This is a genomic window from Haloferax sulfurifontis (genome assembly GCF_014635105.1).
Taxonomy (GTDB): domain Archaea; phylum Halobacteriota; class Halobacteria; order Halobacteriales; family Haloferacaceae; genus Haloferax; species Haloferax denitrificans.
On the sequence record NZ_BMCI01000006.1, the window covers coordinates 108,124 to 124,808 of the forward strand.

Annotated in this window: 15 protein-coding genes; 9 read left to right on the plus strand and 6 right to left on the minus strand. The window is 69.5% G+C overall.

The features are described from left to right. The first annotated feature begins 146 nt into the window (after positions 1-146). Both IEV64_RS15930 and IEV64_RS15935 read left to right on the plus strand, forming a co-directional pair. Complete coding sequence (locus IEV64_RS15930; RefSeq protein ID WP_188424401.1) at positions 147-1,064, plus strand: DUF106 domain-containing protein; 918 nt, start codon at positions 147-149, stop codon at positions 1,062-1,064. Between the two features lie 106 nt (positions 1,065-1,170). After that, positions 1,171-1,608: a hypothetical protein gene (locus IEV64_RS15935; RefSeq protein ID WP_007276426.1), complete on the plus strand. Its 438-nt coding sequence runs from the start codon at positions 1,171-1,173 to the stop codon at positions 1,606-1,608. A 24-nt stretch (positions 1,609-1,632) separates the two neighbouring features. On the opposite strand, the gene IEV64_RS15940 is transcribed toward IEV64_RS15935, so the two are convergent. Beyond that, positions 1,633-3,594 (minus strand): chloride channel protein, encoded by a 1,962-nt coding sequence (locus IEV64_RS15940; protein ID WP_188424402.1) that lies wholly within the window; start codon positions 3,592-3,594, stop codon positions 1,633-1,635. A 76-nt stretch (positions 3,595-3,670) separates the two neighbouring features. Next, positions 3,671-4,036, minus strand: coding sequence for a hypothetical protein (locus tag IEV64_RS15945; protein WP_229722706.1), 366 nt, complete (start codon positions 4,034-4,036; stop codon positions 3,671-3,673). A 300-nt stretch (positions 4,037-4,336) separates the two neighbouring features. On the opposite strand from IEV64_RS15945, the gene IEV64_RS15950 reads away from it, so the two are divergent. From IEV64_RS15950 to IEV64_RS15960, 3 genes are all read left to right on the plus strand, one after another. Then, positions 4,337-5,047, plus strand: coding sequence for a JAB/MPN domain protein-containing protein (locus IEV64_RS15950; protein ID WP_188424404.1), 711 nt, complete (start codon positions 4,337-4,339; stop codon positions 5,045-5,047). Between the two features lie 161 nt (positions 5,048-5,208). Next, complete coding sequence (secY, locus tag IEV64_RS15955; RefSeq protein WP_188424406.1) at positions 5,209-6,675, plus strand: preprotein translocase subunit SecY; 1,467 nt, start codon at positions 5,209-5,211, stop codon at positions 6,673-6,675. 123 nt (positions 6,676-6,798) lie between these two features. Beyond that, positions 6,799-9,234, plus strand: a complete 2,436-nt coding sequence (locus IEV64_RS15960) for an amino acid permease (RefSeq protein WP_007276431.1) — start codon at positions 6,799-6,801, stop codon at positions 9,232-9,234. A 6-nt stretch (positions 9,235-9,240) separates the two neighbouring features. On the opposite strand, the gene IEV64_RS15965 is transcribed toward IEV64_RS15960, so the two are convergent. After that, the gene (locus tag IEV64_RS15965) at positions 9,241-10,110 is read right to left on the minus strand and encodes an ABC transporter permease (RefSeq protein WP_188424408.1); all 870 of its coding nucleotides are present in this window, start codon (positions 10,108-10,110) and stop codon (positions 9,241-9,243) included. Then, a complete protein-coding gene (locus IEV64_RS15970; protein WP_188424410.1) occupies positions 10,107-11,090 on the minus strand; it encodes an ABC transporter ATP-binding protein in 984 nt (327 codons plus the stop codon). The genes IEV64_RS15965 and IEV64_RS15970 overlap by 4 nt, the downstream gene beginning before the upstream one ends. A 107-nt stretch (positions 11,091-11,197) precedes the next feature. Between IEV64_RS15970 and IEV64_RS15975 the strand changes: the two genes are divergently transcribed. The 3 genes from IEV64_RS15975 to IEV64_RS15985 all read left to right on the plus strand — a co-directional run bounded on the left by IEV64_RS15975 (position 11,198) and on the right by IEV64_RS15985 (position 14,671). Further along, complete coding sequence (locus tag IEV64_RS15975) at positions 11,198-12,040, plus strand: V-type ATP synthase subunit D (protein WP_188424412.1); 843 nt, start codon at positions 11,198-11,200, stop codon at positions 12,038-12,040. A gap of 64 nt (positions 12,041-12,104) precedes the next feature. Next, positions 12,105-12,893 (plus strand): rod-determining factor RdfA, encoded by a 789-nt coding sequence (rdfA, locus tag IEV64_RS15980; RefSeq protein WP_188424414.1) that lies wholly within the window; start codon positions 12,105-12,107, stop codon positions 12,891-12,893. Then, positions 12,890-14,671, plus strand: a complete 1,782-nt coding sequence (locus IEV64_RS15985) for an archaea-specific SMC-related protein (protein WP_188424416.1) — start codon at positions 12,890-12,892, stop codon at positions 14,669-14,671. The genes rdfA and IEV64_RS15985 overlap by 4 nt, the downstream gene beginning before the upstream one ends. 48 nt (positions 14,672-14,719) lie before the next feature. On the opposite strand, the gene IEV64_RS15990 is transcribed toward IEV64_RS15985, so the two are convergent. Further along, entirely contained in the window at positions 14,720-15,442 is a 723-nt protein-coding gene (locus IEV64_RS15990; protein WP_188424418.1) for a hypothetical protein, read from the minus strand. A gap of 58 nt (positions 15,443-15,500) precedes the next feature. Next, the gene (locus tag IEV64_RS15995; RefSeq protein ID WP_007276438.1) at positions 15,501-16,115 is read right to left on the minus strand and encodes a hypothetical protein; all 615 of its coding nucleotides are present in this window, start codon (positions 16,113-16,115) and stop codon (positions 15,501-15,503) included. Between the two features lie 196 nt (positions 16,116-16,311). Here IEV64_RS15995 and IEV64_RS16000 point away from each other — a divergent pair, with 196 nt between their 5' ends. Continuing rightward, on the plus strand, positions 16,312-16,551 hold the full coding sequence (locus tag IEV64_RS16000; RefSeq protein WP_004978002.1) for a DUF7120 family protein: 240 nt from the start codon (positions 16,312-16,314) through the stop codon (positions 16,549-16,551). Positions 16,552-16,685: the final 134 nt, after the last annotated feature.

The window sequence follows — 16,685 nt, forward strand, 5'->3', positions numbered from 1 at the left end:
GCCGAACTGCGTCTCAGATTCGAGAACAACGTGGTTGCGGCGACCGCGACGGCCCGGCGGGGCGACACCGAGCCACCGAGCGTCACCGCGGCCGGGTTCCGGCGGAGGGAAGCGTTGATAACGACCGCTCGAATAGGGGCGAGTGAATGCCCGCAGACTCCCTAGAGACGTTACTGGACAACCCGGCGATGCGGGAGGCGCTCTCGGTCGTCGTCGAACGGTCGAAACAGGGGACCGAAGAGCTCCGCTGGCGCGACGTGAACGACGCGCTGTCGAGCGGTCAGTGGGGTCGCCTCATCGAGCGGGGCGTCCTGACCGACGCCGCGGCCGGCGGCTTCGTCCTGTCCGACCCGGACCGAATCGCCTCGAAACTGCAGTCGCGCGACCCCGGCGCCGGAGACGAGAGCGACGACGCCGAGTCGTCGTGGTCTCGGTGGGACAAGCTCGGCGCGCTCGGCGTCGTCGTCCTGTTCGCCGGCTACTGGAACGCCGGCGTCCGAAACGCGGTCGCCGGCATCGACAACGTCGTGCTCGGGGCGCTGGCGCACTCGATACCGTTCTACGCCGTGGTCATCGTCCTCGCCGCGGCGACCGGCCTCTACACGACCGTGATGCAGGACCGGCTGAAGGACACGGAACTCCTCGAACGCCACCAGGCCCGGATGGACGACCTGAAGTCGCGCCGGGAGGCGGCGAAAGAGCGCGGCGACGACGACGCGCTCGAACGCATCGAGGCGGAGCAGATGGAGGCGATGGGCGACCAGTGGAGCGTGATGAAAGCGCAGTTCAAGCCGATGGTCTGGATAATGCTCGTCACCATCCCGGCGTTCCTCTGGATGCGCTGGAAGGTCCGCGGCGGCCACGTCGCCGCCGGCTCCGCGCACGTAATCCTCCCGCTCGTCGGCCGGGTGGGCTGGCAGGACGCCGTCTTCGGCCCCATGCCCGCGTGGATCGTCTGGTACTTCCTCTGTTCGTTCGCCGCCAGACAGCTCTGTCAGAAGTTCCTCGGAATCGACCCCTCCGGGACCGCTCGCTCGGACTCGGAGTCCACGACCTCGTCCTGAGCGACGCGAAACCGCCCCTCGAAGCGTGCGTCGCGGGGGGCCGTGACAATCCCTTAGTGGTTTTCAAACCGGTTCGTATAAACCGACGCCGCGACGAGAGTTCGACATGGACCGCGACGAACCCGAGCGGCGAGAGCCGAGCGACTCGCCCGCGACGACGACCGAACTCGACGAGGCCGAACTCGAAGCGCTCGTCGAGTACGTCGGAAACGGGCGCGACCGCGGAGCGCTGAGCGGACGCCGTCGCGTGGGTGAGTACCCCGACGGCGACGATGGAAACGGCGACGGCGAGTTCGGCGACCGCGACGGTGACGGGCTCGACCGCGAGGCGGCAATCGCCCGGTTCCGCGGGCCGGACGAGGTGCTCACGCGAGTCGTGCCGCACGCGGGCTACCTCGAAATCCACAAGCGGACGCCGTGCGCCGAGGGCTGTGCGTCGTGCCCGCACGGGCCCGCCGTCTACCACGTCCGGTGGGAGCGCCACCCCGGCGGCGAGGACCGACTCCACTGGGTCCTCATCGGTCCCGAGGTCGGCGCGAACTGATTTTCCGCCGGCTCGGCGGTCGGCTCAGCGGTCTCCCGCCGCGGTGGGGGGCGCCGCCCGCGACTCCGACTGCGCCCCCTCGTCGCCTCGGCGACAGCGCATCGGCTCGACCGCCGACTCGATGGGGATGTCGTCGTAGGCGTCGAGCACGTCGCTCCGCGTGACGATGCCGACGACCGTCGCCCCGTCGACGACCGGGACGCGGCCCACGTCGGCGGCTTCCATCGCGTCCACGACGTGGAGGAGGTTGCTGTTCGGCGTCGTCGTGACGACGGTCCGCGTGCCGACTTCCTCGACCGGCGGATCCGCCGCCGGATCGTCGTCGCCGTCGAGGGCCTCGATGTTCTCGGTCAGGTACCCCTGGGCGTCGCTCTGGACGACGATACCGGCGAGCGACTCGTCCGCTTCGACGATGGGAAGCCCGCCGTGGTCGGTGTCTCGGAGCCGGTTGACGGCCTCCGAAAGCGGCGTTCCGACTTTGACGGTGTCGACGGCGGTCGTCATCACGTCGGCGACGTGCACGTCCTCGATGCTCCCGATGCGGCGCTCTTGGACCGTGTAGCCGAGGTCTCGGAGCTTCTGGGTGTAGATGGTACTGCCGTTGAGGAGGTAGCTCGCGATTTCGCTCCCGACGACGCTGACCATCAAAAGCGGGAGGATGATGGTGTACTGGCCGGTGAGTTCGAAGATGATGATGATGGCGGTGAGCGGCGCGCCCGCGGTGGCGGCGAAGATGCCGCCCATCCCGACCAACGCGTACGCGCCCGAGGGGGCCGTCCCGGGGACGAGCGCGTGGACCGCGAGGCCGAACGCGCCGCCGACGGTGGCCCCCACGAACAGCGACGGCGAGAACACGCCGCCCGAGCTCCCGCTCCCGACCGACAGGGAGAATCCGACCGCCTTGAGGACCGCCAGGGCGACGAGCGCGCCGAAGAGGAAGCCGCCGTCGATGCTCCGGTGGACGACGCCGTAGCCGACCCCGAGGAGGAGGCCAGCGGCCTCCCCCGGGGCGACGCCGAGGACGACGGTCCCGACGAGGACGCTCACGCCGAGCAGGAGCCCGCCCAGCGCGGGCTTGAGATAGCCCGGCGCGTCGAGGCGCTCGAAGAAGTGCTCGACGCCGTAGAGCAGTTTCACGAGGCCCGCGCCGACGAGGCCGACGACGGCCCCCAAAAGCAGGTAGATGGGAAGTTCGACCGCCGGCGTCACCAGCTGGTAGGACGCCGGCACGAGGAACTCGCGGATGCCGGGGGTCGGCGAGAACTCCAGAATCGGGCGGGCGACCGCCGTCGCCGTCAGCGCGGCGAGGACCACCGTGATGACGTGGCCGAGGTAGTACTCCGCGAGGAGGATTTCGAGCGCGAACATGATGCCCCCGATGGGCGTGTTGAACGTGCCCGCGATGCCCGCGGCCGCCCCGGCCGCGACGAGCGTCCGCGTGTGCCGCGAGCGGACGAACCGGCCGAAAAAGGACCCGGCGGCGCTCCCGATTTGGATGATGGGACCCTCGCGGCCGAGCGACGCCCCGCTCCCGATGGCGACGCTCGACGCGAGCGTCTTGTAGAGGGCGATTTTCGGGCTGATGCGGCCGCCGCGGTTCAGCATCGCGTCGAGGACGCTCGGCACGCCGTGGCCCTTGACCGCGTCGGTCGTGAGCAGGACGACGACGCCGACGAGGAGGCCGCCCAGCGCGGGGATGGCCGCGTAGCGGAGCGGCCCGAGCGGGGACAGGAGGTCGAAGGCGTTGGTCACGGGCACGAGCGCGAACGAGACGTTGCCCGGATTGAGCGAGGTGCCGTAGAGTAGTTCCTGCACGACCCAGATGCCGACCCGGAAGACGACGGCCCCGAGCCCGGCGACGACGCCGATGGCGACCGCTAGCACGTTCATCGCGATATCTTCGTACCGCGGCTCGACCTCCGCCGTCCGTATCGCCCTGCGAATCCGCGCGCGCAGGGTAGACTCGTCACTCGGGTTTTGGGGCATCCGAGTCACTCTTGCTCGATGGGGCGTTTGTCAGTTTCGTTTCGAACGCCGAACCGGCGAGCGGCCGCGAGGCGGGTCAGAGGGCGGCGCGCACGAGCGCGGCGTGCGTCGCGACGACACAGCCGCCCGCGACGACGCCGACCCACATCAGGAGGTGACCCGCGCCGAGGTCGAACGACACGCCGACGAGCCACAGGCCGACGAGGGTACCCGCGGACTTCGTGGCGTAGGAGAGGTCGCCACGCGCCGCGAGCTGTAACAGGCCGGCACAGGCGACGCCCAACAGGAGGACGCTGGCGACGACGTCGTCGCCGACCTCCGCCGGGGGGCCGCGGAACACGACGGCCGCGACGGCGAGCGCCGCCGCCGACGCGAGGTCGACGCCGAGCGTCGTTCGAGCGAGCGAGCGTTCGACCGGCAATCGTGGCTGTGTACTCGTCATGGGTGTCGAGCGCGCACCCGCCGACGCGATGCCGAAACAAGGGGACTGCGTCGGATGGGGTGTCGCGTGTCGAAGCGGTCAACGGTGACGACACCGGGCAGGCTCTATCACCGAAGGGGCTATCAGATCGAAGACGATGGGTAGCGGTTGGCCGCTTCGTGGCCGTGAAACACGGCAATCGGGGGTTTCGCGTGGACGCTTATAGTCTTTTTCAAGGATGGTTCACCTGAAACATCTGACAACCACTTAGTGATTGCCAAACCGAAAACGACACCGCGACTGACCGACCACAGCACACCGATGAACCGCGATTCCGTCGCCCGCCTCACTCGTCTCGTCACCGCGCTCGGAGCCGTCCTCGTCCTCCTCGGACTCGCCGTGCAGGTCACGACGCTTCGACTCGGACTGCCGCATCCCCCGTGGGAGCTACGGGCCGCGAGCGACGCCGAAGTGCTGGGCGTCGGCCTCTGGTGGGTCGCCGTCGCCACCCGGCTCGTCGGGCCGCGTCGCGCTCGGCGACGCGGCGGGGCGGAGCGCGAGGCGGTGTACGTCACGCGCGGACTACTCGACGCGCTGTTGGACCGGGCGGCGCGCGCCGAACCGAGCCGCGAATCGCTGTCGCTCGGCACGGCCGCCGCGGGCGAGTTAGACGGGGCGGAGTCGCTCGACGAGACCCGACGGGTGTTCAGCCACTTCGTCCACCCGAGCGCCGGCGCGGCGGTCCGGGGCGTCTTCGGCGTCGACCTCGCGACCGCGCCGGGGCGGACGCCGGGGCAGTTCGTCTCGCACCCGTGGGGACCGCTGGCGGCGACGAAGCGCGACACGCTCCGCGAAGTCGTCCTCGTCGCGGTCCCGCCGTGGGACGACGACTGCGTGGCCGCGTTCGACCGGGCGGGCCGGCGGCGTCCGCTCCGCGTCGTCGACGCCGAGCCGCGCGAATCGTTCGACGAACCGGTTCCGACGGTCGGGTCCGCGGCGTCCCCGTCGGCACCGACGCCGGCCGACGGATAGTCACCGCATCGATACAGTTATACGCGACGACTGGCCACGACTGACTGAAACGCCGATTCGCGAGCACAGCGACGGCATCCCGTGCGGACGCCGCTCGCGTAGTGACGACGCCGGTCGGCGCGACAGACCATGCAATCGCCAACAGCCACTCGCAATCGACCATGAGTTGGAAAGACACCGCAGCACCGGTTCTGAGTCGGATGCCCGCCGTGGCCCGCCCGGACGGCCACGTCCCGTTCCGCCGAAAGCTCGGCTGGACCGCCGGGATTCTCGTCCTGTACTTCTTCCTGACGAACGTCACGCTGTTCGGCGTCGGGACGGGAAGTCAGGACATCTTCGGGCAGTTCCGCTCCATCCTCGGCGGGGGACAAGGTACCATCCTCCAGTTGGGTATCGGTCCCATCGTCACCGCGAGCATCGTCCTCCAACTGCTACAGGGCGGGGACTTGCTCGGCCTCGACACGGACGACCCGGGCGACCAAATCCTCTATCAGGGCCTCCAGAAACTGCTCGTCTTCGGGATGATCGCCCTCCAAGGCCTCCCCATCGTCTTCGCCGGGGGCTACCTCCCGGCCGACCCGGCGGTCGCGAGCGCCCTCGGCGTCGGAGCGGTCGGCGTGAAGTGGCTCATCTTCGCGCAGATATTCGCCGGCGGCGCGCTCGTGCTGTTCATGGACGAGGTCGTCAGCAAGTGGGGCGTCGGCTCCGGCGTCGGCCTGTTCATCATCGCCGGCGTCAGCCAGCGTCTCGTCGGCGGCCTCTTCGCCGACCCCGCCTTCGGCGCGTCGACGACCGGCATCGTCTCCGAGTGGGTCCACGTCCTCGCCGGGACCGAGACGGTCCCGTCGCTCGCGACGGCGAGCGGGATACAGGCGCTCCTGTTCGGCGTGGGCGGCATCGTCCCGCTCATCACGACGGTGCTCATCTTCGGCATCGTCGTCTACGCCGAGAGCGTCCGCGTCGAGATTCCCCTCTCGCACGCCCGCGTCAAGGGCGCTCGCGGTCGCTTCCCCGTGAAGCTCATCTACGCGAGCGTCCTGCCGATGATTTTCGTCCGCGCCCTGCAGGCGAACGTCCAGTTCCTCGGGCGCATCCTCAACAGCCAGTGGGTCGGCATGCCAGCGTGGCTCGGCCAGTACACGAGCGGGCAGGTCACCGGCGGCCTGTTCTACTACCTGAACCCGATTCACGCGCCCAGCCAGTGGATGTGGTGGCTCGGGTCGGCGTCCCAAGAGCCGTGGCAGATTCTCGTCCGCGTCGCCATCGACCTGACGCTGATGCTCGTCGGCGGGGCCATCTTCTCCATCTTCTGGGTCGAGACCGCCGACATGGGTCCGGAGGCGACCGCGCGGCAGATTCAGAACTCCGGGATGCAGATTCCCGGCTTCCGCCGCAACCCGCAGGTGATAGAGCGGGTCATGGAGCGGTACATCCCGCAGGTGACGGTCGTCGGCGGCGTCCTCGTCGGCCTGCTCGCCGTCATGGCGAACATGCTCGGCACCATCGGCGGCGTCTCGGGGACCTCGCTCCTCCTCACGGTCTCTATCACGTACAAGCTGTACGAGGAAATCGCCGAAGAACAGCTCATGGAGATGCACCCCATGATGCGGACGATGTTCGGCGGGTAGCGCGCCGAGCCGAACCCGGCCGAGAAAGACCCGCATTCTGCGGGTGAGAACCCGACGACGGCGGCTCGAATCCGGGCCGTCACCCATCGGGGTTTTTCTGCCCGCCCTTCGAGAGTCCAACTGATGGCCGACACGCAATCGACCGCCGGGGGCGGCGACGCACCCGGTGAAGAGTCGGTGGAAACGGAACTCTCGCGCGACATGAGCCTCGCCGATATCACGTTTATCGGCGTCGGCGCGATGATCGGCGCGGGCGTCTTCGCGCTGACCGGATTCGCGGCTGGGCTGGCCGGCCCGGCGCTCACGGTGGCGTTCATACTCAACGGATTGGTGGCGATGTTCACCGCCGTCTCCTACGCCGAACTCGGGGCGGCGTTCCCCGAGGCGGGCGGCGGCTACCTCTGGGTGAAGGAGGCGCTGGTCGACCCAAACGGCTTCTACGCCGGGTGGATGAGCTGGTTCGCCCACGCCGTCGCGTGCGCGCTCTACGCCGTGACGTTCGGCGTCTTCCTCACCGAGTTCTTCGTGGTGTTCGCCGGCCTGCCCGACGGGTTCGCCCTGTTCGGCCTGCTCGACCGCCTGCTCGTGGAGAAACTGCTCGCGGTCGTGATGGTGCTCGCGTTCGCCTACATCAACTACCGCGGGGCCGAGGAGACGGGGAAGGCGGGCGTCGTCGTCACGACCATCAAGATTCTCATCCTCGGCGTCTTCGTGGCCTTCGGCATCCTCGCGACGGTGCGCGAGCCGAACTGGACGGCGACGTTCCTCGACAGTCCGTCGTTCGCGCCCAACGGCCTCGTCGGCGTCATCGGCGCGATGGGCTTTACCTACATCGCCTTCGAGGGCTACGAGATAATCGTCCAGTCGGGCGAGGAGGTCGTCGACCCCGGCACCAACGTCCCGAAGGCGGTGTTCTACTCGATGGCAATCGTGGTTCCCATCTACGTCCTCGTCGCCTTCGCGGCCATCGGCGGTATCGACGTGACCGCCGAACTCGCGAGTCGCGCGGGACTCACGACCGCCGCGCCGACGTGGCAGGTCCTCGGGAACCTCGGCGAACTCGGCATCATCGAGGCCGCCGGGCAGTTCGTCCCGTACGGCGTCCCACTGCTTCTGTTCGCCGGGCTCGCGGCGACGATGAGCGCGCTCAACGCGACCATCTACTCCTCCTCGCGGGTGTCGTTCGCCATGGGCCGGGACCGCGTCCTCCCGGGCTTCTTCGGGCGCATCCACGGCGACAAGCGGACGCCCCACTGGGCAATCGGCCTCTCGGCGGTCCTCATCGGTCTCATGGCCGTGTTGCTCCCCATCGAGAGCGTCGCGGCCGCCGCCGACATCATGTTCATCTTCCTGTTCATCCAGGTGAACTGGACCGTCGTCAAGATGCGGGCGACCCACCCCGACCTCCCGCGGACGTACGAGATTCCGTACATGCCGTGGCCCCCGCTCATCGGCATCGTCCTCCAGTTCATCCTGACGCCGTTTTTGCTCCTCGAACTCGGTCTGACGCCGGGGCTCGGCGCGGGGTCAGAGGGCTTCGTCGCGCTCGTGACCACGGCCGTCTGGATGGCGCTCGGACTCGTCGTGTACTACGGCTACTCCGAGGGCAAAGAGGCCGAGAAGCTCGAAGAAGAGACCCCGACCGTCGTGACCGAACGCGCCCCCGAGCGGCGCGAGTCGCAGGTGCTCGTCCCGATCGCCAACCCCGACAACGCGGCGCAGTTGATGCGGACCGCCATCGACGTGGCGCGCGACCGCGACGCCGAGATTCTCGTGATGAGCGCCGTCGAGGTGCCGTCGCAGACGCCGATTTCGGAGGGGCGGCGGTTCGTCGACGAGAAGCGCGGGACCATCGCCGCCGTGATGGAGCTGGCGACCGACGCCGACGTGCCCGTCAGCGGGACGGTCAGGCTGGGCCACGACGCCGGGACGGCCATCCTCAACACCATCGAGGAACACGACAGCGACGTGGTGTTGATGGGCTGGCGCGGCCGGGGTCGCCGCCGCGACTACATCCTCGGGAGCAACGTCGACGAGGTCGTGACCAAGGCCCCCTGCGACGTGCTCGTCGAGCGCATCGGCCCGACCGACGGCGAGGTGGACTCGATTCTCCTGCCGACCGCGGGCGGCCCGCACGCCGAACTCGCCGCGGAGGTGTGCCGCGCCATCGCGCGGACCAACGACGCCACGGTCCACGTGATGAACGTCGTCGCGCCCGACGCCGACGAGAGCGCCCGCGAGGACGCCCAGCGCCGGGTGAATTCGACGGCCGCCGCGGTCGGCGACGACGAGTTGGTGACGACGTCGGTCCGGGAGGGCGAGGACGTGGCGGCGACCATCGTCGCCGCGACCGAGGAGTTCGACCTGACGGTCATCGGGGCGACCAGAGAGGGCCTGCTCCAACAGCTCGTCTTCGGCGCGATTCCGGAGACGGTCGGCCGCGACGCCGCGAGCACGGTCATCATGGCGAAGCGCGACCTCGGCGTCATCTCGTGGGTGACGCGGTGGTTCAAGCGCCGCCGCGACGACTATCACATCCGGAACGGCGACGGCGAGTGAGCGGCCTCACTCGCGCCACGGGAGCAGTCGCGCCGAGAGCGCGAACAGCGCGACGGCGAAGCCACAGAGGATAGCGAGGTCGGAGAGCGCGGTCGGGAACTGGCCGCCGGCGACGGCGGCGCGCACGCCGCGCGCGAAGTAGGTGAGCGGGAGCGCGTCGACCACCGGGCGGAGCGCCGCGGGGAGTCTGGACGCGGGGACGAACGTGTCCGCGAGGAGGACCATCGGGATGCCGACGGCGTTGCTGGCGGCGATGACGCCGTCTTCGGAGTCCGCGAGCGAGCCGATGAGCGAGCCGAGCCCGCAGAACAGGGCGATACCGACGACGAGAAAGGCGACGACCAGCGCGTCGCCGCCGAGCGAGGGGGCCGCGCCGAGGTCGCCGACGGCGGCGAGGACGCCGACGAGCAGGACGCCCGCGAGGCCGATGAGCGCGACGTTCACGGCCGCGTGCGCGGAGAGCCACTCCAGACGCGACAGCGGCGTCGTCGCCAGCTTCTCGAAGCGTCGGGACGCCCGGTTTCGCGCGACGGTGCTCCCGACCCGCGACAGGGGCGTCAGCACGACGACGACGCCGAGATACGCGGGCAGGTAGTACGCGTCCGGGCGGGAGAACAGGCCGCCGGTCGCGCCGGTCTTGACGAGGACGCCGAAGATGAGGACGATGAAGACGGGAAAGAAGAACGTGAAGAAGACGGCCGTCCGCCGCCGGAGGAACGCGCGCGTCTCGGCGACGGCCTCCGCGCGGACCCGGCGGGCCGCCTCGGCGAACCCGCGGGTCTGACTGCCGTCGGCCGTCTCTCTCGTCTCGACCGCCGCGGCCGTCTCAGCCGCCGCGGCCGTCTCGTCCGTTCCGCCCGTCTCCGCGGCCGTCATCGCGTCACCTCGGCGTTCCCGGCGAGGCCCGCCGGACCTGCGCTGGCGATGCAGTCGTGGCCGCGCTCGCTGGCGAGGTTGAGGTACACGTCCTCCAGCGTCGGGCGGACGAGACTCACCTCCTCGTAGGCGATGTCGGCCGCGTCGAGGTGGTCGAGCATCGCGGTCAGGTCGTCGGGACCGGCGTCGAAAAAGCGGTACTCGTAGTCGCCGTACCGCCGGCCGTCGAGGGGCGTCGCGTCGAGGTCGAGCGCGCGGGGGCGCTCGGTCCGGACCGCGAGTCGGGTCTCGCCGCCGAAGCGCTGGACGAGGTTCCGGGGCGGACCGACGCGGACGAGTTCGCCGTCAGTGAGGAGCCCGACGCGGTCGGCGAGGTGCTCGGCTTCGGCCATGTAGTGCGTCGTGAGCACGACGGCGGTCCCGCCGTCGGCCAGCGAGTCGACGAGGTCCCACACGTCGCGGCGGCCCGCGGGGTCGATGCCGGTGGTCGGCTCGTCCAGAAACAGGAGTTCGGGGTCGTTGACGAGCGCCGCGCCGACGCAGACGCGGCGCTGTTGACCCCCCGAGAGGTCGGTGTAGGCCGTCGCCGCGTCCTCGGCGTCGAGACCGACCCGGTCGAGTACCTCGTCGACCGACAGCGGGTCCGGGTAGAGCCCGGCGTAGTAAGAGACGAGCTCGCGGCCCGAGAGTCGCCGGTGGGGCGAGAACTCCTGCGGGAGCACGCTCATCCGCGAGCGGTCGACCGCGGTCGGCGACTCGCCGAACACCCGAACCGAACCCTCGGTCGGGATTCGCGTCCCCGTCAGCAGGCCGAGGAGCGTCGATTTCCCGGCCCCGTTCGGGCCGATGAGACCGAACACCTCGCCCTCGTGAACGTCGAGCGACACGTCCCGAACCGCGACGGTGTCGCCGTACTGCTTCCTCACGGCTGTCGCCGTGACCGCCGGGCGCGTCGACTCGGCGGCCGTGTGTCCAGACATAGCTCGTGTTCGAGTCGATATTGACAACGGCTTAGTCCTTGTCAAATCGGCTGGGACGTGTCGGTGACACAAGTATATCAACCGTCGGGGCGACCGTAGCGTATACAATGCCGAATCGGCGACACCGGCGGACGGCCCCGACGCGCCGCGAGTTACTCTCGGTGACCGACGAGTTATCGCTCGCGCGGAAGGGAGAACGCATCCTCGAACGCCGACGCGACAGTCTCGTTTTCGTCCTTCTCGACCTGTTAGACCGGTGGACGGAACTGCGCCGCGAGACCGACGAGGCGTTCCGCGACGCGGCTGAGCTCCACGTCTGGGGCGCAGAGCGGGAGGGCGAAATCGCGCTTCGCGCGCTCTCGGAGGCGCGGAGCTCTCACACGGAGCTCATCGTCTCCGAGACGAAGCTCGTCGGGCTGACCGTCCCGTTCTTTCTGAGCACGTCGGCGCGGCGGTCGCTCGACGGGCGGGGGTACGGCGTCCTCGGCACGAGCGCGCTCGACGACGAGCTCGTCGGGTCCTACGAGTCGGTCGTGGAGGACGTCGTCAGGCTGGCGGAGATGCGGGCGGTCCTCCTGCGACTCCTCGCGGAGATTCGACGGCTTCGGCTCCGCGTCAACTACCTCTCCCAGCGGCTCATCCCGGATTTGGAGGTGGAAAAACGGCATATACGGCGGTACCTCGACGAACGCGAACAGGAAGAGCGCTTCCGACAGTTCCGGACCAAACAGCGCAACGAGCGACGGCAAGCCGAGCGACGGGAGGCAGAGCGACGAGAAGCAGAACAGCAGGAAGCGGAACGGCAGGAAGCAGAGCGACAGGAAGCGGAACGGCGGGAAGCAGAGCGACAGGAAGCGGAACGGCGGGAAGCAGAGCGACAGGAAGCAGAACAGCAGGAAGGCGAGCGGCGAGTGGAGACGCAACAGACAGACGACAGCGGCCGGGAATGAGACGAGGTTGCCCGCCAAGCGTAGTCTTATTACCGTCGCGCCACCAGTTTCGTGCAACGAGACAATGTGCAAGGTCGACGTGGCAATCGAACGGTACGGGCTCGCCGCGCCGACCGGCAGGTACGACTCCGTCGACGACTATCTGCTGGCGCGGTGGACCGGGGCCGACGGCGGCGAAAGCGAAGGGTACAAGTCGCTCACGGCGTGGTTCAACAAGCGACTGCTCGCGCGCGTCTACGAGCGGAACGGTCGCGACGTGACCGACGTGCGCCTCGACGCGGAGTACGAGGCCCTCGTCGGCGACGACGAGCTCGACTACGGGGACGTGGCCGCCGACCTCGCGACGGACGGCATCGACGCCGACGAGCTGACGGGCGCGATGGCGTCGTGGAGCACGATGCGACGCCACCTCAACGACTGTCTCGACGGCGAGAAGCCGACCGTCGAGGCGTCCTCGGACTGGGAGCGAAACAGCGTCGACATCGCGCGCGAGACGGTCAGACAGAAGGCCGAGTCGGCGCTCGCGTCGCTGGGGAAGAAAGGGCGGCTCGCCGGAGCCGGAGACGCCGGCGTCGACGTGCAGGTGAAGGTGTCCTGCGCGGAGTGCCCGACGCGGGTCCCGCTCGAAGACGCGCTCGACCGCGGGTTCGTCTGTCAGGAGCACCACGCCGGTGCCGACGAGATGGCTGAGGAGGCCGTCCGCGAGACCGGCGTCGCGCCCGACGGCGGGGCCGACTCGGGCGGGCGGCTCCGGGCGGTGCTCCCCATCGGCGCGCTCTCCAGCGCCGGCCTCGCGCTCGGCGAGTTCTCCGGAGCGGCGCTCGAACTCGTCGCGGCCGCCGGAATGGCATGAGCTGGCGGCTCGACGTGGAGAACGTCGCCGGGATTCGACGCGGGAGCGCGACGCTCGAACCCGGGTTGAACGCGGTCCGCGCGAGCAACTGGCAGGGGAAGTCGAGCTTCCTCGCCGCGATAGCGACCGCCTTCGGGACGGCGTCGCCGCTGACCGAGGGCGCGGCCGAGGGGCGCGTCTCGCTTTCGACGGACGAAAGGGAGTACACCGTCGAGTTGACCCGGGACGGACGGCACGTCCGGACGACCGGCGAGCCGTACCTGTCCGACGAGGTCGACCGCGTCTGCGCCGACCTGTTCGCGTTCCTCGGCGAGGAAAACGAGATTCGGCGGGCCGTCCGCGAGGGCGACGACCTCGAACCCCTCCTGACGCGCCCGCTCGATTTCGAGGACATCGACGCGAACATCGCCGAGGCGCGCCGCGAGCGCGACCGCGTGGACGAGGCGCTTTCGGAGGCCGAAGACGCGGCAGAACGCCTGCCGACGCTGGCCGGTCGGGTGTCGGAACTCGAAGCCGAGGTCGAGGAGTTGGAAGCGAAGCGCGCGGCGTCCGCGGACGCCGCCGGCGGCGACGAGACGCGCGAGGCGCTCAGCGACGCCCGCGCGGAGCGCTCCCGCGTCCAGAGCCGCATCGACCGGCTCGAATCGACCGCCGAGCGGGTCCGAGAGCGACTCGAATCGAGTCGCGAGGAGCTCGACGGACTCGACGTGGAAGACGACGATGAGCTGGCGCGCGAGCTCGACGCGGCGAAGCGGGAGCTCCGCCAGCAGGAACGCGATATCGAACTCCTTCGGGACGTCTACGACGCGAACCGCCGCGTCGTGGCCGAAGACCGGGCCGAACTGCTGACCGACGTGACCCACGGCCTCGTCGACGACGACCTCACGTGTTGGGTCTGCGGTGCCGAGACGGACGCCTCGTCGGTGACGGCGCGGCTCGACGACCTCGCCGAGCGAATCGACCGCCGCACCGAGGCGGCCGAGGCGAACCGCGAACGCGTCGAGGAACTCACGGAGCGCGTCGAATCGCGCGAGAAGCGACGCCGACGCGAACGGGAGCTTCAGACCGACGTTCGGGAGCTCCGCGAGCGCCGGTCGGACCTCGAACGCCGCCTCGACGACGCGCGCGAACGCGACGACGAACTCGCCGAGCGAATCGACGACCTCCGCGAGCGAATCGAATCGGATGCCGAACAGGTGACCGATATCGAAAGCGACCTGAAGTACGCAAAGGCGCGCCTCGACGACGCGAAGTCGGAACTCGAATCGGCCGAATCGAAGTCCGAGGAGCTCGAATCACTGCGTTCACAGCGTCAGTCGCTCACCGAAGAGATAACCCGCCTCCGGCGGCGGAAACAAGAGATAAAGAAGGAGACACGAGACGCGTTCGACGACGCGATTCGGGACATCGTCCCGCTGTTCGAGACGGGGTTCGAGAGCGCGCGACTGACGAGCGAGTTCGAACTGGTCGTCGCCCGCGACGGCCGCGAGGCGTCGCTCGACGCGCTCAGCGAGGGCGAGGTCGAACTCCTCGGACTGGCGACGGCGCTCGCGGGCTACGAGGCGTTCGACGTGGCGGAACGCGTGCCGGTCATGCTCGTGGACCGCCTCGGCGGCATCGCCGACGAGAACCTCGGGCGACTGACCGACTACCTCTCCGGGAGGGCGACGTATCTCGTCACGACGGCGTATCCCGAACACGGCGCCGTCGAGGGACACGACATCGACCCCGCGGACTGGTCGGTCGTCTCGGACTCGGCCGCACGGCGAGCCGAGTGAGGCCCGCATCGACGGCGTCGGCAGGCGTGAGGCGGTTCCCGCGGCCGGTCACTCAAGCGTGAGCGAAAAGCCCCACGCCGCCTCCTGTCTGTCGTCTCCGTCGGAAGCCCCCGAGAGGTCGCCGACGGCGAAGGCCGCCTCGAAGCGAAACTCGCCGACCGGGAGACAGCTCGCTTCGTCGCCCTCGGACTGGGCGACGCCGTAGAGGTCCACCAGTTCCGACCGCGACTCGCCGGGTTCGAGCGAGAGAATCCGGTACTCCTCGGTCACGGCGATGTGGTCTTCGAGCCGCCAACAGCCCGCCTCGGCGGGGTACTCTCCGTCCGCGGGGAGGAAGATGAGGTCGTTCGTCGTGTCCGAGACGTACTGGAAGAAGACCGTTCTGCCCTCGCCGACCTCGACCGTCTCGTCGCCGGTGTTCGTCAGCGTGATTCGGACCTGCGGCGGGTGCTCGTCGGTCGCGAGGTCCTCGGTTATCTCGACGTCGTGTTCGACCGGCACGTCGGGGGCGTCGTCGACGCCGACGAGCGAGATTCCGGGGCCGCCGGACGGACGAGTGCCGCCGGTTCCGTCGTCGGTGCCGTTTCCGTCCGGAAGGTCGTCTGTCGTGTCCGTCGGCTCGTCGGTCGTGGGGTCGTCAGTCGGCGTGTCCGTCTGTTCGTCGTCAGTCGTCGCGCCGTCGTCCGACCCTCCGTTGCCGACACAGCCGGCGAGGAGGCCGAACGAGAGGAGGGCGGTCGAACCGAGGACGGTGCGTCGTGTCAGGGACATACCCAGTAGTCGTCGCGGACGGGAATAACCCTACGCGAGAGTCAAATCGCGGTTTGAGTCACGGGGCGGCGTCGCGGTGGCGGCGGTAGTGCTCCCACTCCGCGTCGGTGCCGTAGTGGACGACGAGGTCGGCCGCGGTCTGCTCGGCGACGCCCGACGCGCGCCTGAGCGCGGCGGTGTTCCGTTCGAGCACCGCGGCCGCGACGGCGTCCGCGCTCCCGAAGTGCTCGAACAGCGCCCGCGAGACGCGGTCGCCGGCGTTCGGAACCGGCGCGCAGGCCGTCCGGATGCGCGCCCGCTCGGCCCGGTCGTCGACGCGGTCGACCCACGTCTGGGCCCACGCGGCGACCGCCTCGCGCTCGGCGTCGGACGACGGCGGCTCGAACTCGCGGACCGAGTCGTCGACGACGCCGCCGAACCGGGCCGACACGGAGAGGCCGTCCGGATGCGGGAGGACGTGCACGCCCGGCGAGTCGCCGGAGTCGATACCGACGAGCACCGCGGGGACGGCCTTCTCGAAGCGGAGCGCGAAGTTCGCCGGGCGCGGCTCGCCGAGCGGGTAGATGACCCACTCGTCGCTCGGCAGTTCGACGCGCTCCGGAAGCCAGCCGAGCGCGTCGCTCTCGGCGGGAGCGGAGGCCTCGTCGGTCGTGGAATCTGTATCGCGTGTCACGTCGGTCCCTCGGTCCGGGACGTCGGAAATCGACGCCCCGCCGCTCGTCGCATTGAGGGTCCGACGGAGAACTGATAAGACACGCGGTTGTGACCGGCGCGCGGCGCGGAGTGTCAGTCGCGGTGACCGATTGCGACCGAAACACCCGATTACTCACACCCGGTCGCTCAAGTACGTCGAGCACGAACGCGTCTCTATGCCCGTCGTAGAAGTCAATCTCCCGGACGAACTGCTCGTCGAGTTCGAACAGCTCGTCGACGAAGAGTTCATCAGCGAAGAACAGGCCGTCGAGGAGCTCCTCTCGATGGGAATGGACGCCTACGGTGCCCCCGTCGACGACGAGGACGGCGTCCAGTCCGACTTCGTCCAGAGCGCCCAGAACAACCTCTTCGACACCGCCGGCGACCCCGGCGGCCTCGACGACGACGTGCTCTGAGGCGGCGGTCAGCCCGCGCCGCCCGAGGCGTCGCCTCGCTCGGCACCGCGCCGAACTGTTCTTCGGTCGAGAGCTCCCGCCTCGCCGACTCGACAGGTCGGCCGACCGGGGCGACGGTTTCGCCAACTCCCCGG

What these genes read in the sequence shown, in the direction of transcription:
- IEV64_RS15930 (WP_188424401.1), top strand. Translation starts at nt 147, where the DNA reads ATGCCCGCAGACTCCCTAGAGACGTTACTGGACAACCCGGCGATGCGG.
- IEV64_RS15935 (WP_007276426.1), top strand. Translation starts at nt 1,171, where the DNA reads ATGGACCGCGACGAACCCGAGCGGCGAGAGCCGAGCGACTCGCCCGCG.
- IEV64_RS15940 (WP_188424402.1), bottom strand. Translation starts at nt 3,594, where the DNA reads ATGCCCCAAAACCCGAGTGACGAGTCTACCCTGCGCGCGCGGATTCGC.
- IEV64_RS15945 (WP_229722706.1), bottom strand. Translation starts at nt 4,036, where the DNA reads ATGACGAGTACACAGCCACGATTGCCGGTCGAACGCTCGCTCGCTCGA.
- IEV64_RS15950 (WP_188424404.1), top strand. Translation starts at nt 4,337, where the DNA reads ATGAACCGCGATTCCGTCGCCCGCCTCACTCGTCTCGTCACCGCGCTC.
- secY (WP_188424406.1), top strand. Translation starts at nt 5,209, where the DNA reads ATGAGTTGGAAAGACACCGCAGCACCGGTTCTGAGTCGGATGCCCGCC.
- IEV64_RS15960 (WP_007276431.1), top strand. Translation starts at nt 6,799, where the DNA reads ATGGCCGACACGCAATCGACCGCCGGGGGCGGCGACGCACCCGGTGAA.
- IEV64_RS15965 (WP_188424408.1), bottom strand. Translation starts at nt 10,110, where the DNA reads ATGACGGCCGCGGAGACGGGCGGAACGGACGAGACGGCCGCGGCGGCT.
- IEV64_RS15970 (WP_188424410.1), bottom strand. Translation starts at nt 11,090, where the DNA reads ATGTCTGGACACACGGCCGCCGAGTCGACGCGCCCGGCGGTCACGGCG.
- IEV64_RS15975 (WP_188424412.1), top strand. Translation starts at nt 11,198, where the DNA reads ATGCCGAATCGGCGACACCGGCGGACGGCCCCGACGCGCCGCGAGTTA.
- rdfA (WP_188424414.1), top strand. Translation starts at nt 12,105, where the DNA reads ATGTGCAAGGTCGACGTGGCAATCGAACGGTACGGGCTCGCCGCGCCG.
- IEV64_RS15985 (WP_188424416.1), top strand. Translation starts at nt 12,890, where the DNA reads ATGAGCTGGCGGCTCGACGTGGAGAACGTCGCCGGGATTCGACGCGGG.
- IEV64_RS15990 (WP_188424418.1), bottom strand. Translation starts at nt 15,442, where the DNA reads ATGTCCCTGACACGACGCACCGTCCTCGGTTCGACCGCCCTCCTCTCG.
- IEV64_RS16000 (WP_004978002.1), top strand. Translation starts at nt 16,312, where the DNA reads ATGCCCGTCGTAGAAGTCAATCTCCCGGACGAACTGCTCGTCGAGTTC.